Below are 12897 nucleotides of genomic sequence, written 5' to 3' on the forward strand. Positions count from 1 at the left end.
CGGTAACGTCAGGCCGTAGTCTGGGCCGATGAACGGGGACCCGGAGTACGCGCAGGAGTACGTCGACGTCGACGGTGGCCGGTTGGGTGTGCAGGTCTATCCGGAACCGGCCGGGGTGCCGGGCGCGCCGGTGGTCGTGATCTGGCCCGCGATGGGGGTCCGGGCCCGGTACTACCGGCCCTTCGCCGCCGCGCTGCGCGCCGCCGGACTGGCAGTGGTCGTGGCCGATCTGCGCGGCACCGGGGCGAGCACGCCGGCGCCGAGTCGGGCCGACCGGCACGGTTACGCCGAACTGGCCGACGACGTCGGCGCCGTCCTGGCCGCCCTCAAGCCACGTCTGGACGGACGCACCCGACTGCTTCTCGGGCACTCGCTCGGCGGACAGGCCGCGCTGCTGCACCTCGCACTGCACGGCAGCGGCGAGGTGGACGGGTTGGCGCTGGTGGCGGTCGGCATCCCGTACTGGCGGAGCTACCCGGGCCGTCGCGGCATCGGCGTACTGCCCTACACCCAGGGAATCGCCGCCACGGCGGCCCTGCTCGGGGTCTGGCCGGGCTGGGGCTTCGGCGGTCGGCAGGCACGCGGCGTGATCCGCGACTGGGCCCACACCGCGCGGACCGGCCGATTCCCCCGGCTCGACGGTACGGACACCGAGGCCGCCGTCCGCGCGGTGCGGACCCCGGTGCTGGCCGTCAGTGTGGACGACGACCAGTTCACCCCGCACGAGACCATGGACCACCTCTGCGCGAAGCTCGCCGACGCGCCGGTGACCCGGGAGCGGTACACAGTGGCCCAGGCCGGTACGACGTTGGACCACTTCACCTGGGTTCGCGCCAGCGTCCCGCTGGCGCGGCGGATCGCCGGCTTCGTCGGCGACCTGCCGCCCCGCTGAGCCGTACCGGCCGGTCGGCTCACTCGTCCTGGTCCAGCGGCACCAGTTCACCGTCCCGCTCCACCTGGATCTCGGCGTGCTCCTTGCGGGGTGCGACCTCTGCGGTGTTCCGGTGCGGGTCGTTGTCGGGGTGCATGAGCACCGCGTCTGTTTTGGGGGTTTTCTCCCGGCTCTCGTCCGGCTGCGACATCGCGTTCCCCTCTCGTCGGCGTCGCTCGGGATCTACCCACCACCGGGCGAACGACTCCTGCTCGGGGCAGGTCGACCCGCCGACGCCAGGGATGTCCGGTAGCGGCCCTCCACAGGGCGGATCGGCCCGCCCGGGGCGGGGTTAGCCGCCCGACCGGCGGGTAAGCCGCACCGCCCGACACGGCGGAAGGGGATCACATGTCCGAACGGCATACCGCACTGCGCTCGATGCACGATCTGGGCCTGGCGGCCTGGTTTGGCGGCTCCCTCATGGGTGCCTTCGGCGTCAACGGCGCAGCGGCGAAGATCAGCGACTCGACCCAGCGGCTCCCGGTCGCCTCGGCCGGATGGTCCAAGTGGACACCGGTCAACGCGGCCGCGATCGGCGCCCACCTGGCCGGCGCCGTCGGCGAGCTGGTGACCGAGAGCCCACGGGTGGCGGCCCAGTCCGGCGTCGCCCGGGCCAGCGCCATCAAGACCGCGTTGACGATCGGCGCGCTGGCGGTCACCGGCTACAGCCGGTTGGTCGGCATGCGGCTGGAGAAGGCGGGCGGTCCGTCGGTGAGCGGTGCCACCGAGCCGAACCACCAGACGCCGTCCAGTGTGGCCTCGTCGCAGCGGCAGATGAAGCTGCTCCAGTGGGCCATTCCGGCGCTGACCGGGACCCTGGTCGTGGTCACCGCGTACATGGGTGAGCAGCAGAAGCCCGGCCAGGTGTTCCGCGGCATGCTCAGTCGCGCAGGTGGGATGAAGGGCGCCTCGAAGAGCATGATCAAAATGGGAATGAGCAACGGCAAGCGGCCGATGGCGATGGCCGGACGCTGAACGTCGGGCCGGCCGGCGTCCCGCCGCCACCTCGACGGCGGGGCGCCGGCCGGCCCTACGCGCGCACCGAAGGGATGACGGGTCCCACGCGCGGCGGCGTGCCGGCGACATGTCGTACGCCGCACTCGGGCGGGCGGTCCCGGCCCGAGGACGGCACATCGTCCGCCGCTGGCGGCGGACCGACGAGCGGGGTGGCCATGACGGCGCACAAGGGACGCAGCGGGGACAACGACCGGCTGGAGCCGGAGGCGACCAAGCCGTGGGGCACCGGCGACGGCTTCGACGCCGACGCGCCCTGGGGCACGGCCGACGACTCGCCGATGGACGAGGGCAGCGAGGAGACCGCGGTGCCCGAGGGACGGCGCGGCGAGCGACGCGCCGGTGCTCCGGCGGGTCGGTCGGACCCGGCGGGACGACACGGCTTCGGCTCCGTCGAGCCGACCCGTACGACGATGGCCGGATCGGGTGGGGCACCCGATCCCGCCCCCAGCGGCCGGAGCTTCCCCGACGACGCGGACATCGGCGAGTCGACCCAGGACGCCCTGCGCAGCCGGGGACGACGGTCCTGAGCTGACCGGCGCCCGACCGGGTGGCACGTGCCGCGATCAGCCGGTCGCCGGGACGGCCTGCTCGACGACCATCGTCTCGGCGAGCAGTTGCGCCAGCCGGGTGGCGTCGCGCTGGGCCTGCCCGGCGCAGCAGTTGTTGAACAGCACGTGCAGCTCGTCGGGGAGATCGGCGAACTCGGCCAGCCGTCCGGCCCAGTGCCGGAGCTCGTCCTCGGCGTACGCGTAGCGGAACTTCTCCTGCTTGTCACCCTCGCCCCAGGCGTCGCTGTGACCGTGGAACCGGACGATCGCCGGTTCCGCCGTCATGGTCAGGATCGGTGGCACCGACGACGGGTGCCCCTGTGGCATGTCGACGCAGACCAGGGACAGGTCGTGGGCGCGTAGCAGGTCCAGAGTGTCCGCCGCGGCGTCGTCGTCCAACCAGGAGCCGTGCCGCAGCTCCACAGCGACCCGCCACGGCCGGCAGCGCTGCGCCAGCTCGACGATCCGGCGTTCGGCCGCGGGGCTGCGCACCAGCCACGGCGGGAACTGCAACATCACCACACCGAGCTTGCCCGCCGCCGCGATCGGGTCGAGGGCCGCGCGGAACCGGGCCCACAGCTCGTCGTACGCCGGCTCCGGCAGGTCCCGGCGGCGGATCCGGCTCGGGCCGCTGGCCGGTCGCAGGTCCCGGGGCAGCACGGCGACCGGTGTCGGGTGACCGGTGAAGAGGCTGAACGCCTTGACGTCGAAGGTGAAGTCGTCAGGTGTGGCGTCCACCCAGCCCTGAGTCGTCTCCGGCACCGGGACGGCGTAGTAGGACGTGTCCACCTCGACCATCGGGAACTGGCTGGCGTAGAAGCCCAGTCGACGGGCCGGTGTGCTGGCCGAGCGCGGGTACCACCCGGAGCGCAGCAGGGACTGGTCCGCCCAGGACGACGTGCCCACCTTAATCACAGCCATGTCATTCAGTGGACCGCCACCGGCGCGGATCGGCAACCGCTGGAGGGTCTTCCGCCGACGCCGTGCGATGACCGGAAAGTGTCGGTGCCTCGCCCTACGGTGGCCTCGGATGGACATCAACGAGGGGTGGCGGCATGACCAGCACTGAGCAGCTCACCGGCGAGCGCACCGATCTCTTGCAGGCGCTCCGCGGGCACCGCGGGTTCCTCCTGCAGACCGTCGACGGGCTCACCGACGAGCAGGCGGCCAGCCGCCCCACGGTCAGCGAGCTCTGCCTCGGCGGCCTCATCAAGCACGTGTCCGTCGTCGAGCACCGGTGGATGCTCTTCGCCGTCGGCGGCGCGGAGGCGATGGGCCGCGAGGAGATCGACTGGGTCGGTCAGTTCCAGATGTTGCCGGGCGAGACCCTCGCCGGGCTGGTCGGGCGCTTCCAGGAGGTGGCCGCCCAGACCGACGAGTTGGTCGCCACCCTCGACCTGGACGCGGCGCACCCGCTGCCGCAGGCGCCGTGGTTCGAGCCGGGGGCGAGTTGGACGGTCCGCCGGGTGCTGCTGCACCTGATCGCCGAGACGGCCCAGCACGCCGGGCACGCCGACATCCTGCGGGAGTCGATCGACGGCGCCAAGACGATGGGCTGACTCCGACGTCGACCGTCGCCGGGCCGAGCGCTGCGGCACCGCCTCAGTGCAGGCGGTGCCGGCGTTCGGTGGTCCGGTCTCTCGCGTAGGCGTCGGAGTGGCCCCAACGGCCCGGGATGTCCAGCAGTTCCAGCCGACCGAACCCCTCCGGCACCGCCGGGTTCACCAACAGGTTGTCGCCGGTGGGTCGCAGGCCCAGCATGGTGCCGAGCAGCATCAGCATCGCTCCTGACGACCACGCCTGCGGGCGGCAGCTCGTCGTCAACTGGACGGGGTAGGTCGTCAGGTCGCGCTCGTAGCCGGCGATCACTCCCGGCGTCGCGCCACCGAGCGTCTGCGCCATGTCGAAGATGCCGTCCGCGATTCGGGCCGCCTGCACGTCGAGGCGGTAGCGGCGCAACCCGGCGGCGATCAGCGCGTTGTCCGACGGCCACACCGCGCCCAGGTGCGTGCCCACCGGGTTGTACGCACGCTGCCCGGTGGCGAACGTGCGTACTCCCCACCCGCTGAACAGTCGCGGCCCGACCAGGTGCTCGGCGACCGCCTCCGCACGGTCGTCCGCGACGATCCCGCTCCAGAGCAGATGCCCGATGTTGGAGGCCAACGCGTCGACCGGTTCGCCGTACGGGTCGAGCGCCAACGCGTAGTGCTCCCGGTGCGGCAGCCAGAAGTCCCGGTTGAAGCGCTCCTTCAGCGCTGCCGCCTCCCGTTCCAACCGGTCGGCGTACGCGGGGTCACCCCAGAACTCCCGGGCCAGCCGGGCGCCACGCCGCTTCGCGTCGTACGCGTAGCCCTGCAACTCGCAGGTGGCGCGGGGGAAGGCGGGTTGCCGACCGTGGGCGTCGACGATGGCGTCCGGGGAGTCCTTCCAGCACTGGTTGATCGTGCCGTCGCGCTCGTTGCGGCGCTGGTAACGCAGGTAGCCGTCCCCGGTCAGGTCGCCGTACTCGTCGATCCAGTCCAGCGCCATCCGGGCCGGGTGGCGCAGTTCGCGGACCAGGTCCGCGTCACCGGACCAGCGCTCATACTCGTCGAGCAGCACGACGAAGAGCGGGGTGGTGTCCGCCGCGCCGTAGTACAGCGCGCTCGTCCGGTCGCTGAACGCCCCCGTCTCGCCGTACCGGAGCTGGGCCAGGATCTTGCCGGGCTCCTCGTCCAGCGCGTCGTCGAGTTGGCCGCCCTGCATGAGCGCCAGCATCCGTAGCGTCGCGGGAGCCAGTTCGGGGGTGAAGGCCATCGTCTGGAGGCAGGTGATCAGGGCGTCCCGTCCACACAACCCCATCGCCCACGGCAGACCACCGATCGGCACCCGCTCGCGGTACGACAGCGGCCTGTAGCGCAGCGCCGCCAGGTCCGCGAGGCTGCCCTGGTAGAGCTCCTCCAGGCCCTTGCGTTCGGCCACCAGCTGCGGTGCCCGGTCCAGCCACTGCACCAGGTCCTCCTCCATTCCCGTCCGCACAATCTGCTGGTGCGACTGGAGGTCGGCGCGGAGATCCCGGCCGTCCTCGCCGCCCATGGTCACGCTGACGTGCAGGTCGGTCTCCCACTTGCCGTCGGGTGCGATCCGGATCTGGAACGTCATCCCCCGCTCGTCCACCTCGGCGGGGACGGTGCTGCGCACTGTGGTCTCCCGGACGAACCGGTCCCGCTGGTAGCGCAGCACGAGTTGCTGGTTCGCCGAGTCGGCGCTGACCTCGACGGCCCGCTGCCGGAGCTGCCCGACCTCGACGATGTCGGTGAAGTCGCTGGCCATCTCCACCCGGACGGTGAACTCGGCGGGCTGCGACGAGTGGTTGAGCACTGTGATGTTCTCGTGGAAGCAGTCGTGCACCGAGCGGTGCCTGATGATCGACACGTCGGCGTCGACGTAGTGACTCGCCGCACCGGGGACCAGGAAGAACCGGGTTTCGAAGTAGGTGAGGTCGTCGCGGGAGAGCGCGTTGATCCGTTCACCGTCGATCCTGAGCACCCAGTGGGACAGGAACCGGGTGTCGTACGCGAAGAGTCCGAGCGGGGCCTGCGGATCGGTCTCGATGTCGCCCTGGGCGTCGCTGATCGCGAACAGGTTGCCGGCGATGACGTGCACCAGTTCCTGCTTCACGACCGCTCATTCCGAGCGGCCGTCGCGGTCCGGCCAACCAACGCGGCCCGGCCCAGCTCGCGCGGGTGGCGGGCGCCGTCCGGCCCGGAGAAGATCCGCCGCAGCAGCATCAGCAGTTGCATGTTGCCCTGCACGGTCAGCTCGTTGCGCAGCAAGCCCGCGCCGGGGTGCAACTCGCCGCGGATCATCCGGTCGAAGACCGGCCGGTCGGCCCGCACCACCAGGTCGGCGTCGTCGGCCGAGCGGGTCACCCGGACCTGTTGGTCGGCGATGGTCAGGTACCAGTGGTCGGTGCTGCCGTCGTCGCGGACGTCCAGCCGGAGCGTTCCCACTGTGGTCTCCGGCAGGTCGGGCCGCCGACCGGTGTCGAGCTGTCGCAGGTACTGCTCCGCCGTTGCCCCCATCGGGTCCCCTCCCCCACGGTTTCCCGCAGGATCACCCGCTTCGGGGTGAGCCCGGTTCACCCCAAACAGGTGAGGTGCCAGATCTGCCGTGGTGTCGGCTCGTTTGCTCTGGGACGAGGTGGGCAGGCCAGTGGTTCAGCCGAGACGGACGGGAGCACCGGTATGCGGGCGCTGCAGTTGCGGGAGTGGAAGTCGGAACCGGAGCTGGTCGAGGTTCCCGATCCGACACCGGGGCCGGGTCAGGTGGTGGTCCGGATCGGCGGTGCCGGCGCCTGCCATTCCGACCTGCACCTGATGGACGAGTTTGAGCCCGGCAGCATGCCCTGGAACCCACCTTTCACCCTCGGGCACGAGAACGCCGGCTGGGTGCACGCCCTCGGCGCCGGGGTGACCGGGCTGTCCGTCGGCCAACCGGTCGCCGTCTTCGGCGCGTGGGGCTGCGGCACCTGCGCCCGATGCCGGGTCGGGATCGACCCGTACTGCGAGAACCCGTCCGCTGCGCCGGTACCGAGCGGCGGCGGCGGGCTCGGACTGGACGGCGGCATGGCCGAGTTCGAACTGGTCCCGGACGCGCGGCACGTCGTGCCTCTTCCGGAGGGTCTGGATCCGGTACAGGCCGCACCGCTGACCGACGCGGGGCTCACCCCGTACCACGCCATCCGGCGCTCCTGGCCGAAGCTGCCGCCGGGCAGCACGGCCGTGGTGATCGGAGTCGGCGGTCTGGGGCATGTGGGTGTGCAGATCCTCAAGGCCACCACAGCCGCCCGAGTGATCGCCGTGGACACCCGGGCTGAGGCGCTGCAGCTGGCCGAGGAGTGCGGCGCCGAGCGCACCGTGACCTCCGGACCGACCGCCGCCGAGGAGATCCGGGACGCCACCGGAGGGCGGGGCGCCGACGTGGTGCTGGACTTCGTCGGCACGGACACCACCCTGGCGCTCGGCGTGGCGGCGGCCCGCACCGTGGGCGACCTGACCATCGTGGGGATCGGCGGCGGCACCGTGGGGGTGTCGTTCTTCTCCGTGCCCTACGAGGTGAGTATCGCGACCACCTACTGGGGCAGCCGCCCCGAGCTGGTGGAGGTGCTCGACCTGGGTGCCCGGGGCCTGGTCCGTCCGAAGACCACCACCTTCGCGCTGGGCGACGCTCTGGACGCGTACCGCCAGTTGCGCGACGGGACCCTGGAGGGCCGGGCGGTGATCGTGCCGTGAGCCCGGCGGTCAGTCGGCCTGGATGAGGCCGCGCACGTAGGCGGCCTGGCCGACGTGTTGCAGGTCGTCGTCGACGATGCTGACCAACCGGACGCCGAGGGTGACCGGCGGGTCCCACGTTTCGTCGACCACGCGGTCCAGGTCCGCCGGGCCCAGGCCGGCCAGGAAGCTTCCGGTACGCGCCGCGACCGCCTGGTAGTAGTCGATCAGCGCCTGCGCGCTCTCCGGCCGCACCGCGGCGACCTGAGCGGGCGAGTGCCCGTAGCCGGTGTTGTCGGGGTCGGCGGCGAGCCCGAACCGACCCGCCCAGTCGCCGCTCACCCAGATCTGCTCGGCGTCGAGCAGGTCGGCGACGTGGTGGTCCTGCACCCGCGTGAGGTGCCAGACCAGCCATCCGACCGAGTTGGCGCCCGGCACGGGCTGGTGGCGCAGTTGCTCGGGGCTGAGGCCGTCGACGGCCGCGCGGACGAGGTCGGGCAGCCGGTCGTACGCCTCGGTCAGCAGGTCACTCACGTCCACGGGTACGCCTTCCTGGTCGGTTTCCGAACAGGTACCGCCGGACCAGGGCGCGCAAACCTCGGCCGCTACGGTGATCGAATGGTCGCCGCGGTGGAGTTGTACCTGGACCCGGACGCCACCCGCCGAATCCGGGTGCTCTGGGACGCGCTGGAGGCCGAGGGGGTGCAGAGCATGCGCTCGCTGCTGGAGCAGCGCCACCGTCCGCACGTCTCGCTCATGGTGGCGCCCCGCTTCGACCCGGAGCAGGTCGCCGAGGCGCTGAAAGGGACGGTGGTGGCCGCCCCACTGCGGCTCGACTTCCAGCACGCCGGCCAGTTCGTCGGTCGGGTCCTCTGGCTCGGCCCGGCGCCCACCCCGGAGTTGCTGGCGCACCACCGGCTGGTGCACGACCGGCTCACCGCCGCCGGCATCGCCCTCGCCGAGCACTACCAGCCGGGGCGGTGGGTGCCGCACTGCACGCTCTCCATGCGGGTGCCGAACACGCTGATGGCCGCCGCGGTGCGCCGCTGCCTGGAGGTGTTGCCGCTGGCCGCGACAGTGGTCGGCGCGGCGCTCACCGACCACGCGCGCGGCATCGCCCACCCGCTGCCTTGACCACGCCTCGACCGTCGAGGCGTAATGTCCGGTTTGGCGGGCGACAGTCGGAAACCCGAAAACAAGCGGTGCGGATGCGGCCGGGCGTGGGAAGGTTCGAGTGGCTGTCGTACCGGTGGTGGGCTGCTCACAGGCGGTCCGCCCGGCCGGTGTGGCGCGAGGTCACCCCGCGCCACCCACGGCGGCTTCGACGAGGAGAGGCAGGGCCCATGCAGGCTCAGCGCAGGCCACCGCGCGCGGAGCGGAGCCAGACCCGGGACGACCGGACCGGCGGCGGAATGACCGGGGCGGCCACGCCACTGACGATCTGGGCGGCCGCCGTACTGCTCGGCCGTATCGGTGCCGGCGACGACGACGTCGAGGACGAGCGGCACATCCTGCGCGGCATCGAGTGAATCCCGGCCGCGCGGCTCAGAGCCAGCCGCGTCGCTTGAAGATCACATAGAGGGTGCCGCAGACCAGCAGCATCAACAGCAGCGCGAAGAGGTAGCCGAAGCGCCAGTTCAGCTCCGGCATGTGGACGAAGTTCATGCCGTACACGGTGCCGATGAGCGTGGGAGCGAAGAGGATCGCCGCCCAGGAGGAGACCTTCTTCAGCTCCTCGTTCTGGCTGTAGCTGGCCGCGGTGAGGCTGCGCATCTCCTCGTTCTGCTGCTGCGAGACGAGGGTGGCGTTGACGGTGAGGATGTTCTGCAACAGGTGCCGGAAACCGTCCACCCGCTCCACCACCTGGGTCAGGTGGTCGGTCACGTCGCGCAGATAGCGGCGCAACTCCTCGTCGGCGCTGGCGCTGCCGGCGCCGTCGGCCAGCGCGTCGAGCACGCTGAGCAGCGGGCGGGCGGCCCGTTGGAACTGGATGACCTCGCGGCTGAGCCCGTAGATGCGGCGGCTGGCGTTCGGGTCGCCACCGAACACCTGGGTCTCGATCTCGTCGATGTCGTTCTCCAGTCCGGCCACCACCGGCGCGTACCCGTCGACGACCTGGTCGAGGATCGCGTACAGGACCGCCTCCGGCCCCCGGGCGAGCATCTGCGCCTCGGTCTCCAGCCGCCGCCGCACCGCGGCCAGGTCGGGCGCCTCGCCGTGCCGGACGGTGACCACGAAGCCCGGCCCGATGAACAGGTGCAGCTCGGAGAACTCGACGTCCTCCCGGAGGTCGTTGTAGCGGGCGGCGCGCAGCACCACGAACAGGGTGTGGCCGTACCGCTCCAGCTTGGGCCGCTGGTGGGCGTTGATCGCGTCCTCGACCGCCAGGTCGTGCAGCCGAAACTCCCGGGCCAGCGAGGTGATCTGCTCGATGTCCGGCCGGTACAACCCGATCCAGGCCATCGCGCCGTCCTGCTCCTGGAGGCAGCGGTACGTCTCGGCGAGGCCGGACGGCGAGGCGAACCGGTGCCCCCGGATGTAGACCGCGCTGTCCACCAGGCCGCCGTGGGACGCGGCGGGCGACTCCGCGGGCGGCGCCACACCGACCCTCGTCTCGTACTCGTCGAGTTGGCGGCCGAAGCCACCACCCGGACGGAAGCGACGGCCGCCGACCATGCCCTGTCCCCTCCCCGGTGCCGTCCCATCCAGCGCGGGGCGCTGCTTCCCCCCTGTCCTGGGCCCTGAAACCCGCCGTGGCGTCAGCTGGGATCCGCGCACCGGCGGACGGGGCCGGCCCGTCGGGCGGATACTCACGGTGACCGTGAGCGGGATGACGGGGGACGCGCCGGTGAAGGTCGACAGACGGGCCGGCCGGTTGCGGGGGTGGCTGCTCGACGCCGGCTCGGACCAGGCCGTGCAGCACCCGGGGCCGCACGGGCGCCCGCCGGAGCGCCGGCACCACCCGTGGTGGAAGGTGATGTGCCTGACCGGGGTCGACTACTTCTCCACGCTGGGTTACCAGCCGGGCATCGCGGCGCTGGCCGCCGGGGCGCTCTCACCGGTGGCGACCCTGGTGCTGGTGCTGGTGACCCTGTTGGGGGCGCTGCCGGTCTACCGGCGGGTGGCGGTGGAGAGCCCGCACGGTGAGGGTTCCATCGCGATGCTGGTACGCCTGCTGAGCTACTGGCCGGGCAAGCTGCTGGTGCTGGTGCTGCTCGGTTTCGTGGCCACCGACTTCATCATCACCATCACTCTCTCGGCCGCTGACGCGACGGCGCACATCGACGAGAACCCGTTCTGGCCGAGCGGGCTCAAGGGGCACGAGGTGCTGATCACGCTGCTGCTGGTGTCGCTGCTGGGCGCGGTGTTCCTCAAGGGATTCACCGAGGCCATCGGGATCGCCGTCGTCCTGGTCGCGGTCTACCTGACGCTGAACGCGGTGGTGGTGGCCGACGCGCTGTGGCGGGTGGTGACGCATCCGAGCGCGGTCGGCGACTGGACCACCATGCTGACCACCCGGCACGGCGACCCGTGGTTGGTGGTCGGGCTGTCGCTGCTGGTCTTTCCGAAGCTGGCGTTGGGTCTGTCCGGCTTCGAGACCGGAGTGGCGGTCATGCCGAGCGTTCGGGGTGACCCACAGGACACGGAGGCACGTCCGCTGGGCCGGATCCGTGGCGCGCGCCGGCTGCTCACCACCGCAGCGCTGATCATGAGCGTCTTCCTGATCACCAGCAGCGTGACGACCACGGTGCTCATCCCGCCGGAGGCGTTCAAGCCGGGTGGGCCGGCGAACGGGCGGGCGCTGGCCTACCTGGCGCACGCCCACCTCGGCGAGGTGTTCGGCACCGTCTACGACCTGTCCACCATCGGAATCCTCTGGTTCGCCGGGGCATCGGCGATGGCTGGTCTGCTCAACCTCGTGCCGCGCTACCTGCCCCGCTACGGCATGGCCCCGACCTGGGCGCGAGCCGTCCGGCCGCTGGTGCTGGTCTTCACCGCGGTGGCGTTCCTGATCACGATCGTCTTCGAGGCCAGCGTGGACGCGCAGGGCGGCGCGTACGCCACCGGGGTGTTGGTGTTGATCACCTCGGCCGCGACGGCGGTGACGCTCGCGGCGCTCCGGCAGCGTCAGCGCGGTCGCACCATCGCGTTCGGAGTCATCACGGTGATCTTCGTCTACACCACGCTGGCGAACGTGGTGGAGCGCCCGAGCGGCGTCAAGATCGCGGCCTGTTTCATCGGCGGGATCATCCTGGTGTCGGTGCTGTCCCGGCTGATGCGGGCCTACGAGCTGCGCGTCGACCGCGTCGAACTGGACCCCGCCGCGGCCCGGCTGATCGACGAACGCGCCGGACGTCGGATCCGCCTGATCGCGCACGAACCCGACCGACGCGACGAGGCGGAGTACCGCGCCAAGCTGGCCCAGACCATGGCGGACAACGACTTCCCCGACGACAGCGACGTCATCTTCGTCGAGGTCACGGTCACCGACCCGTCCGACTTCGAGACCGAACTGCTGGTCCGCGGCGGCGTGGTCGACGGTCGCTTCCCGGTGCTCAGCCTGGCCAGTTCGTCGGTGCCCAGCGCGCTCGCCGCCCTGCTGCTGGAGATCCGCGACCGCAGCCGTCGGCGCCCTCACATCTACTTCGAGTGGTCCGAGGGCGGTCCAACCCGCAACTTCCTGCGCTACCTGGCGTTCGGACAGGGCGCCATCGCCTCGGTGACCCGGGAGATCCTGCGCCGTCACGAGCCCGACCCGCACCGTCGACCGCACGTGCACGCCGGCTGACCCGCGAGCCGACAGTCCGTCGCGCACCGTGAGCGTGGTCATAACGACTGGACGATCCACCCGTTCCTGCTGCTAGCCTCGGCGCAGGTCATGAGTGCCAGCGCGAAGCCCCGGCTCGCTGGCCGGCAACCCTCCTCCGCGGTGGGGTGCCCCGGGTGAAGACCAGGCACCGGCAGGACGTCGGTGCAAGCGTGGCCTGGCACCCAGGTCAGCACAGACCCGGGAGAACCATGCGCATCCTCAGCACCACCCCACCGACCGACGTCGCGGACTCCCGCACCGATCGACCCTCGCCCGCACTGATCCGGCGGCGGCACGTGGACATGATGCGAATGTGCAGCGCCGCCTGTCGTCGCGGCA

General features: G+C 71.6%; 14 protein-coding genes and 1 riboswitch. Of the genes, 8 read left to right on the top strand and 6 right to left on the bottom strand.

Annotated elements, in window-relative coordinates; genetic code table 11:
- Positions 1–28 precede the first annotated feature (28 nt).
- Positions 29–892 (top strand): alpha/beta hydrolase family protein, encoded by an 864-nt coding sequence (locus DLJ58_RS13035; RefSeq protein ID WP_124856191.1) that lies wholly within the window; start codon positions 29–31, stop codon positions 890–892.
- 19 nt (positions 893–911) lie between these two features.
- Here DLJ58_RS13035 and DLJ58_RS33825 read toward each other — a convergent pair whose 3' ends face one another.
- The gene (locus tag DLJ58_RS33825) at positions 912–1082 is read right to left on the bottom strand and encodes a hypothetical protein (protein ID WP_158629581.1); all 171 of its coding nucleotides are present in this window, start codon (positions 1080–1082) and stop codon (positions 912–914) included.
- Positions 1083–1279: 197 nt separating this feature from the next.
- Here DLJ58_RS33825 and DLJ58_RS13040 point away from each other — a divergent pair, with 197 nt between their 5' ends.
- A complete protein-coding gene (locus DLJ58_RS13040) occupies positions 1280–1906 on the top strand; it encodes a hypothetical protein (RefSeq protein ID WP_124856193.1) in 627 nt (208 codons plus the stop codon).
- Positions 1907–2103: 197 nt separating this feature from the next.
- Entirely contained in the window at positions 2104–2475 is a 372-nt protein-coding gene (locus DLJ58_RS13045) for a hypothetical protein (protein WP_124856195.1), read from the top strand.
- Between the two features lie 36 nt (positions 2476–2511).
- Here the strand turns inward: DLJ58_RS13045 and DLJ58_RS13050 are convergent, their stop codons facing one another.
- Entirely contained in the window at positions 2512–3417 is a 906-nt protein-coding gene (locus tag DLJ58_RS13050; protein ID WP_124856197.1) for a DUF72 domain-containing protein, read from the bottom strand.
- A gap of 134 nt (positions 3418–3551) precedes the next feature.
- Here DLJ58_RS13050 and DLJ58_RS13055 point away from each other — a divergent pair, with 134 nt between their 5' ends.
- A complete protein-coding gene (locus DLJ58_RS13055; RefSeq protein ID WP_124856199.1) occupies positions 3552–4055 on the top strand; it encodes a DinB family protein in 504 nt (167 codons plus the stop codon).
- 43 nt (positions 4056–4098) lie between these two features.
- Here the strand turns inward: DLJ58_RS13055 and DLJ58_RS13060 are convergent, their stop codons facing one another.
- Positions 4099–6156 carry an amylo-alpha-1,6-glucosidase gene (locus DLJ58_RS13060; RefSeq protein ID WP_124856201.1) on the bottom strand — a complete coding sequence of 686 codons (2058 nt, stop codon included), beginning with the start codon at positions 6154–6156 and terminating at the stop codon, positions 4099–4101.
- On the bottom strand, positions 6153–6560 hold the full coding sequence (locus DLJ58_RS13065) for an SCP2 sterol-binding domain-containing protein (RefSeq protein WP_124856203.1): 408 nt from the start codon (positions 6558–6560) through the stop codon (positions 6153–6155). The genes DLJ58_RS13060 and DLJ58_RS13065 overlap by 4 nt, the downstream gene beginning before the upstream one ends.
- Positions 6561–6722: 162 nt before the next feature.
- On the opposite strand from DLJ58_RS13065, the gene DLJ58_RS13070 reads away from it, so the two are divergent.
- The gene (locus DLJ58_RS13070; protein WP_124856205.1) at positions 6723–7769 is read left to right on the top strand and encodes an NAD(P)-dependent alcohol dehydrogenase; all 1047 of its coding nucleotides are present in this window, start codon (positions 6723–6725) and stop codon (positions 7767–7769) included.
- Positions 7770–7778: 9 nt separating this feature from the next.
- Here DLJ58_RS13070 and DLJ58_RS13075 read toward each other — a convergent pair whose 3' ends face one another.
- Positions 7779–8288 (bottom strand): mycothiol transferase, encoded by a 510-nt coding sequence (locus tag DLJ58_RS13075; protein ID WP_124856207.1) that lies wholly within the window; start codon positions 8286–8288, stop codon positions 7779–7781.
- 78 nt (positions 8289–8366) lie between these two features.
- On the opposite strand from DLJ58_RS13075, the gene DLJ58_RS13080 reads away from it, so the two are divergent.
- Positions 8367–8882: a 2'-5' RNA ligase family protein gene (locus tag DLJ58_RS13080; protein WP_124856209.1), complete on the top strand. Its 516-nt coding sequence runs from the start codon at positions 8367–8369 to the stop codon at positions 8880–8882.
- A 209-nt stretch (positions 8883–9091) separates the two neighbouring features.
- Positions 9092–9277, top strand: coding sequence for a hypothetical protein (locus DLJ58_RS13085; protein WP_124856211.1), 186 nt, complete (start codon positions 9092–9094; stop codon positions 9275–9277).
- Positions 9278–9293: 16 nt separating this feature from the next.
- On the opposite strand, the gene corA is transcribed toward DLJ58_RS13085, so the two are convergent.
- Positions 9294–10424 carry a magnesium/cobalt transporter CorA gene (gene corA, locus DLJ58_RS13090; RefSeq protein ID WP_124856213.1) on the bottom strand — a complete coding sequence of 377 codons (1131 nt, stop codon included), beginning with the start codon at positions 10422–10424 and terminating at the stop codon, positions 9294–9296.
- A gap of 154 nt (positions 10425–10578) precedes the next feature.
- Here corA and DLJ58_RS13095 point away from each other — a divergent pair, with 154 nt between their 5' ends.
- A complete protein-coding gene (locus DLJ58_RS13095) occupies positions 10579–12537 on the top strand; it encodes an amino acid transporter (RefSeq protein WP_124856215.1) in 1959 nt (652 codons plus the stop codon).
- Between the two features lie 86 nt (positions 12538–12623).
- A riboswitch (SAM riboswitch) is annotated at positions 12624–12735 on the top strand.
- Positions 12736–12897 lie beyond the last annotated feature (162 nt).

Source organism: Micromonospora arida (assembly GCF_003857035.1).
GTDB classification, from domain to species: Bacteria; Actinomycetota; Actinomycetes; order Mycobacteriales; family Micromonosporaceae; genus Micromonospora; species Micromonospora arida.

What these genes read in the sequence shown, in the direction of transcription:
- DLJ58_RS13085 (WP_124856211.1), top strand. Translation starts at nt 9,092, where the DNA reads ATGCAGGCTCAGCGCAGGCCACCGCGCGCGGAGCGGAGCCAGACCCGG.
- DLJ58_RS13080 (WP_124856209.1), top strand. Translation starts at nt 8,367, where the DNA reads ATGGTCGCCGCGGTGGAGTTGTACCTGGACCCGGACGCCACCCGCCGA.
- corA (WP_124856213.1), bottom strand. Translation starts at nt 10,424, where the DNA reads ATGGTCGGCGGCCGTCGCTTCCGTCCGGGTGGTGGCTTCGGCCGCCAA.
- DLJ58_RS13045 (WP_124856195.1), top strand. Translation starts at nt 2,104, where the DNA reads ATGACGGCGCACAAGGGACGCAGCGGGGACAACGACCGGCTGGAGCCG.
- DLJ58_RS13055 (WP_124856199.1), top strand. Translation starts at nt 3,552, where the DNA reads ATGACCAGCACTGAGCAGCTCACCGGCGAGCGCACCGATCTCTTGCAG.
- DLJ58_RS33825 (WP_158629581.1), bottom strand. Translation starts at nt 1,082, where the DNA reads ATGTCGCAGCCGGACGAGAGCCGGGAGAAAACCCCCAAAACAGACGCG.
- DLJ58_RS13065 (WP_124856203.1), bottom strand. Translation starts at nt 6,560, where the DNA reads ATGGGGGCAACGGCGGAGCAGTACCTGCGACAGCTCGACACCGGTCGG.
- DLJ58_RS13070 (WP_124856205.1), top strand. Translation starts at nt 6,723, where the DNA reads ATGCGGGCGCTGCAGTTGCGGGAGTGGAAGTCGGAACCGGAGCTGGTC.
- DLJ58_RS13050 (WP_124856197.1), bottom strand. Translation starts at nt 3,417, where the DNA reads ATGGCTGTGATTAAGGTGGGCACGTCGTCCTGGGCGGACCAGTCCCTG.
- DLJ58_RS13035 (WP_124856191.1), top strand. Translation starts at nt 29, where the DNA reads ATGAACGGGGACCCGGAGTACGCGCAGGAGTACGTCGACGTCGACGGT.
- DLJ58_RS13095 (WP_124856215.1), top strand. Translation starts at nt 10,579, where the DNA reads ATGACGGGGGACGCGCCGGTGAAGGTCGACAGACGGGCCGGCCGGTTG.
- DLJ58_RS13040 (WP_124856193.1), top strand. Translation starts at nt 1,280, where the DNA reads ATGTCCGAACGGCATACCGCACTGCGCTCGATGCACGATCTGGGCCTG.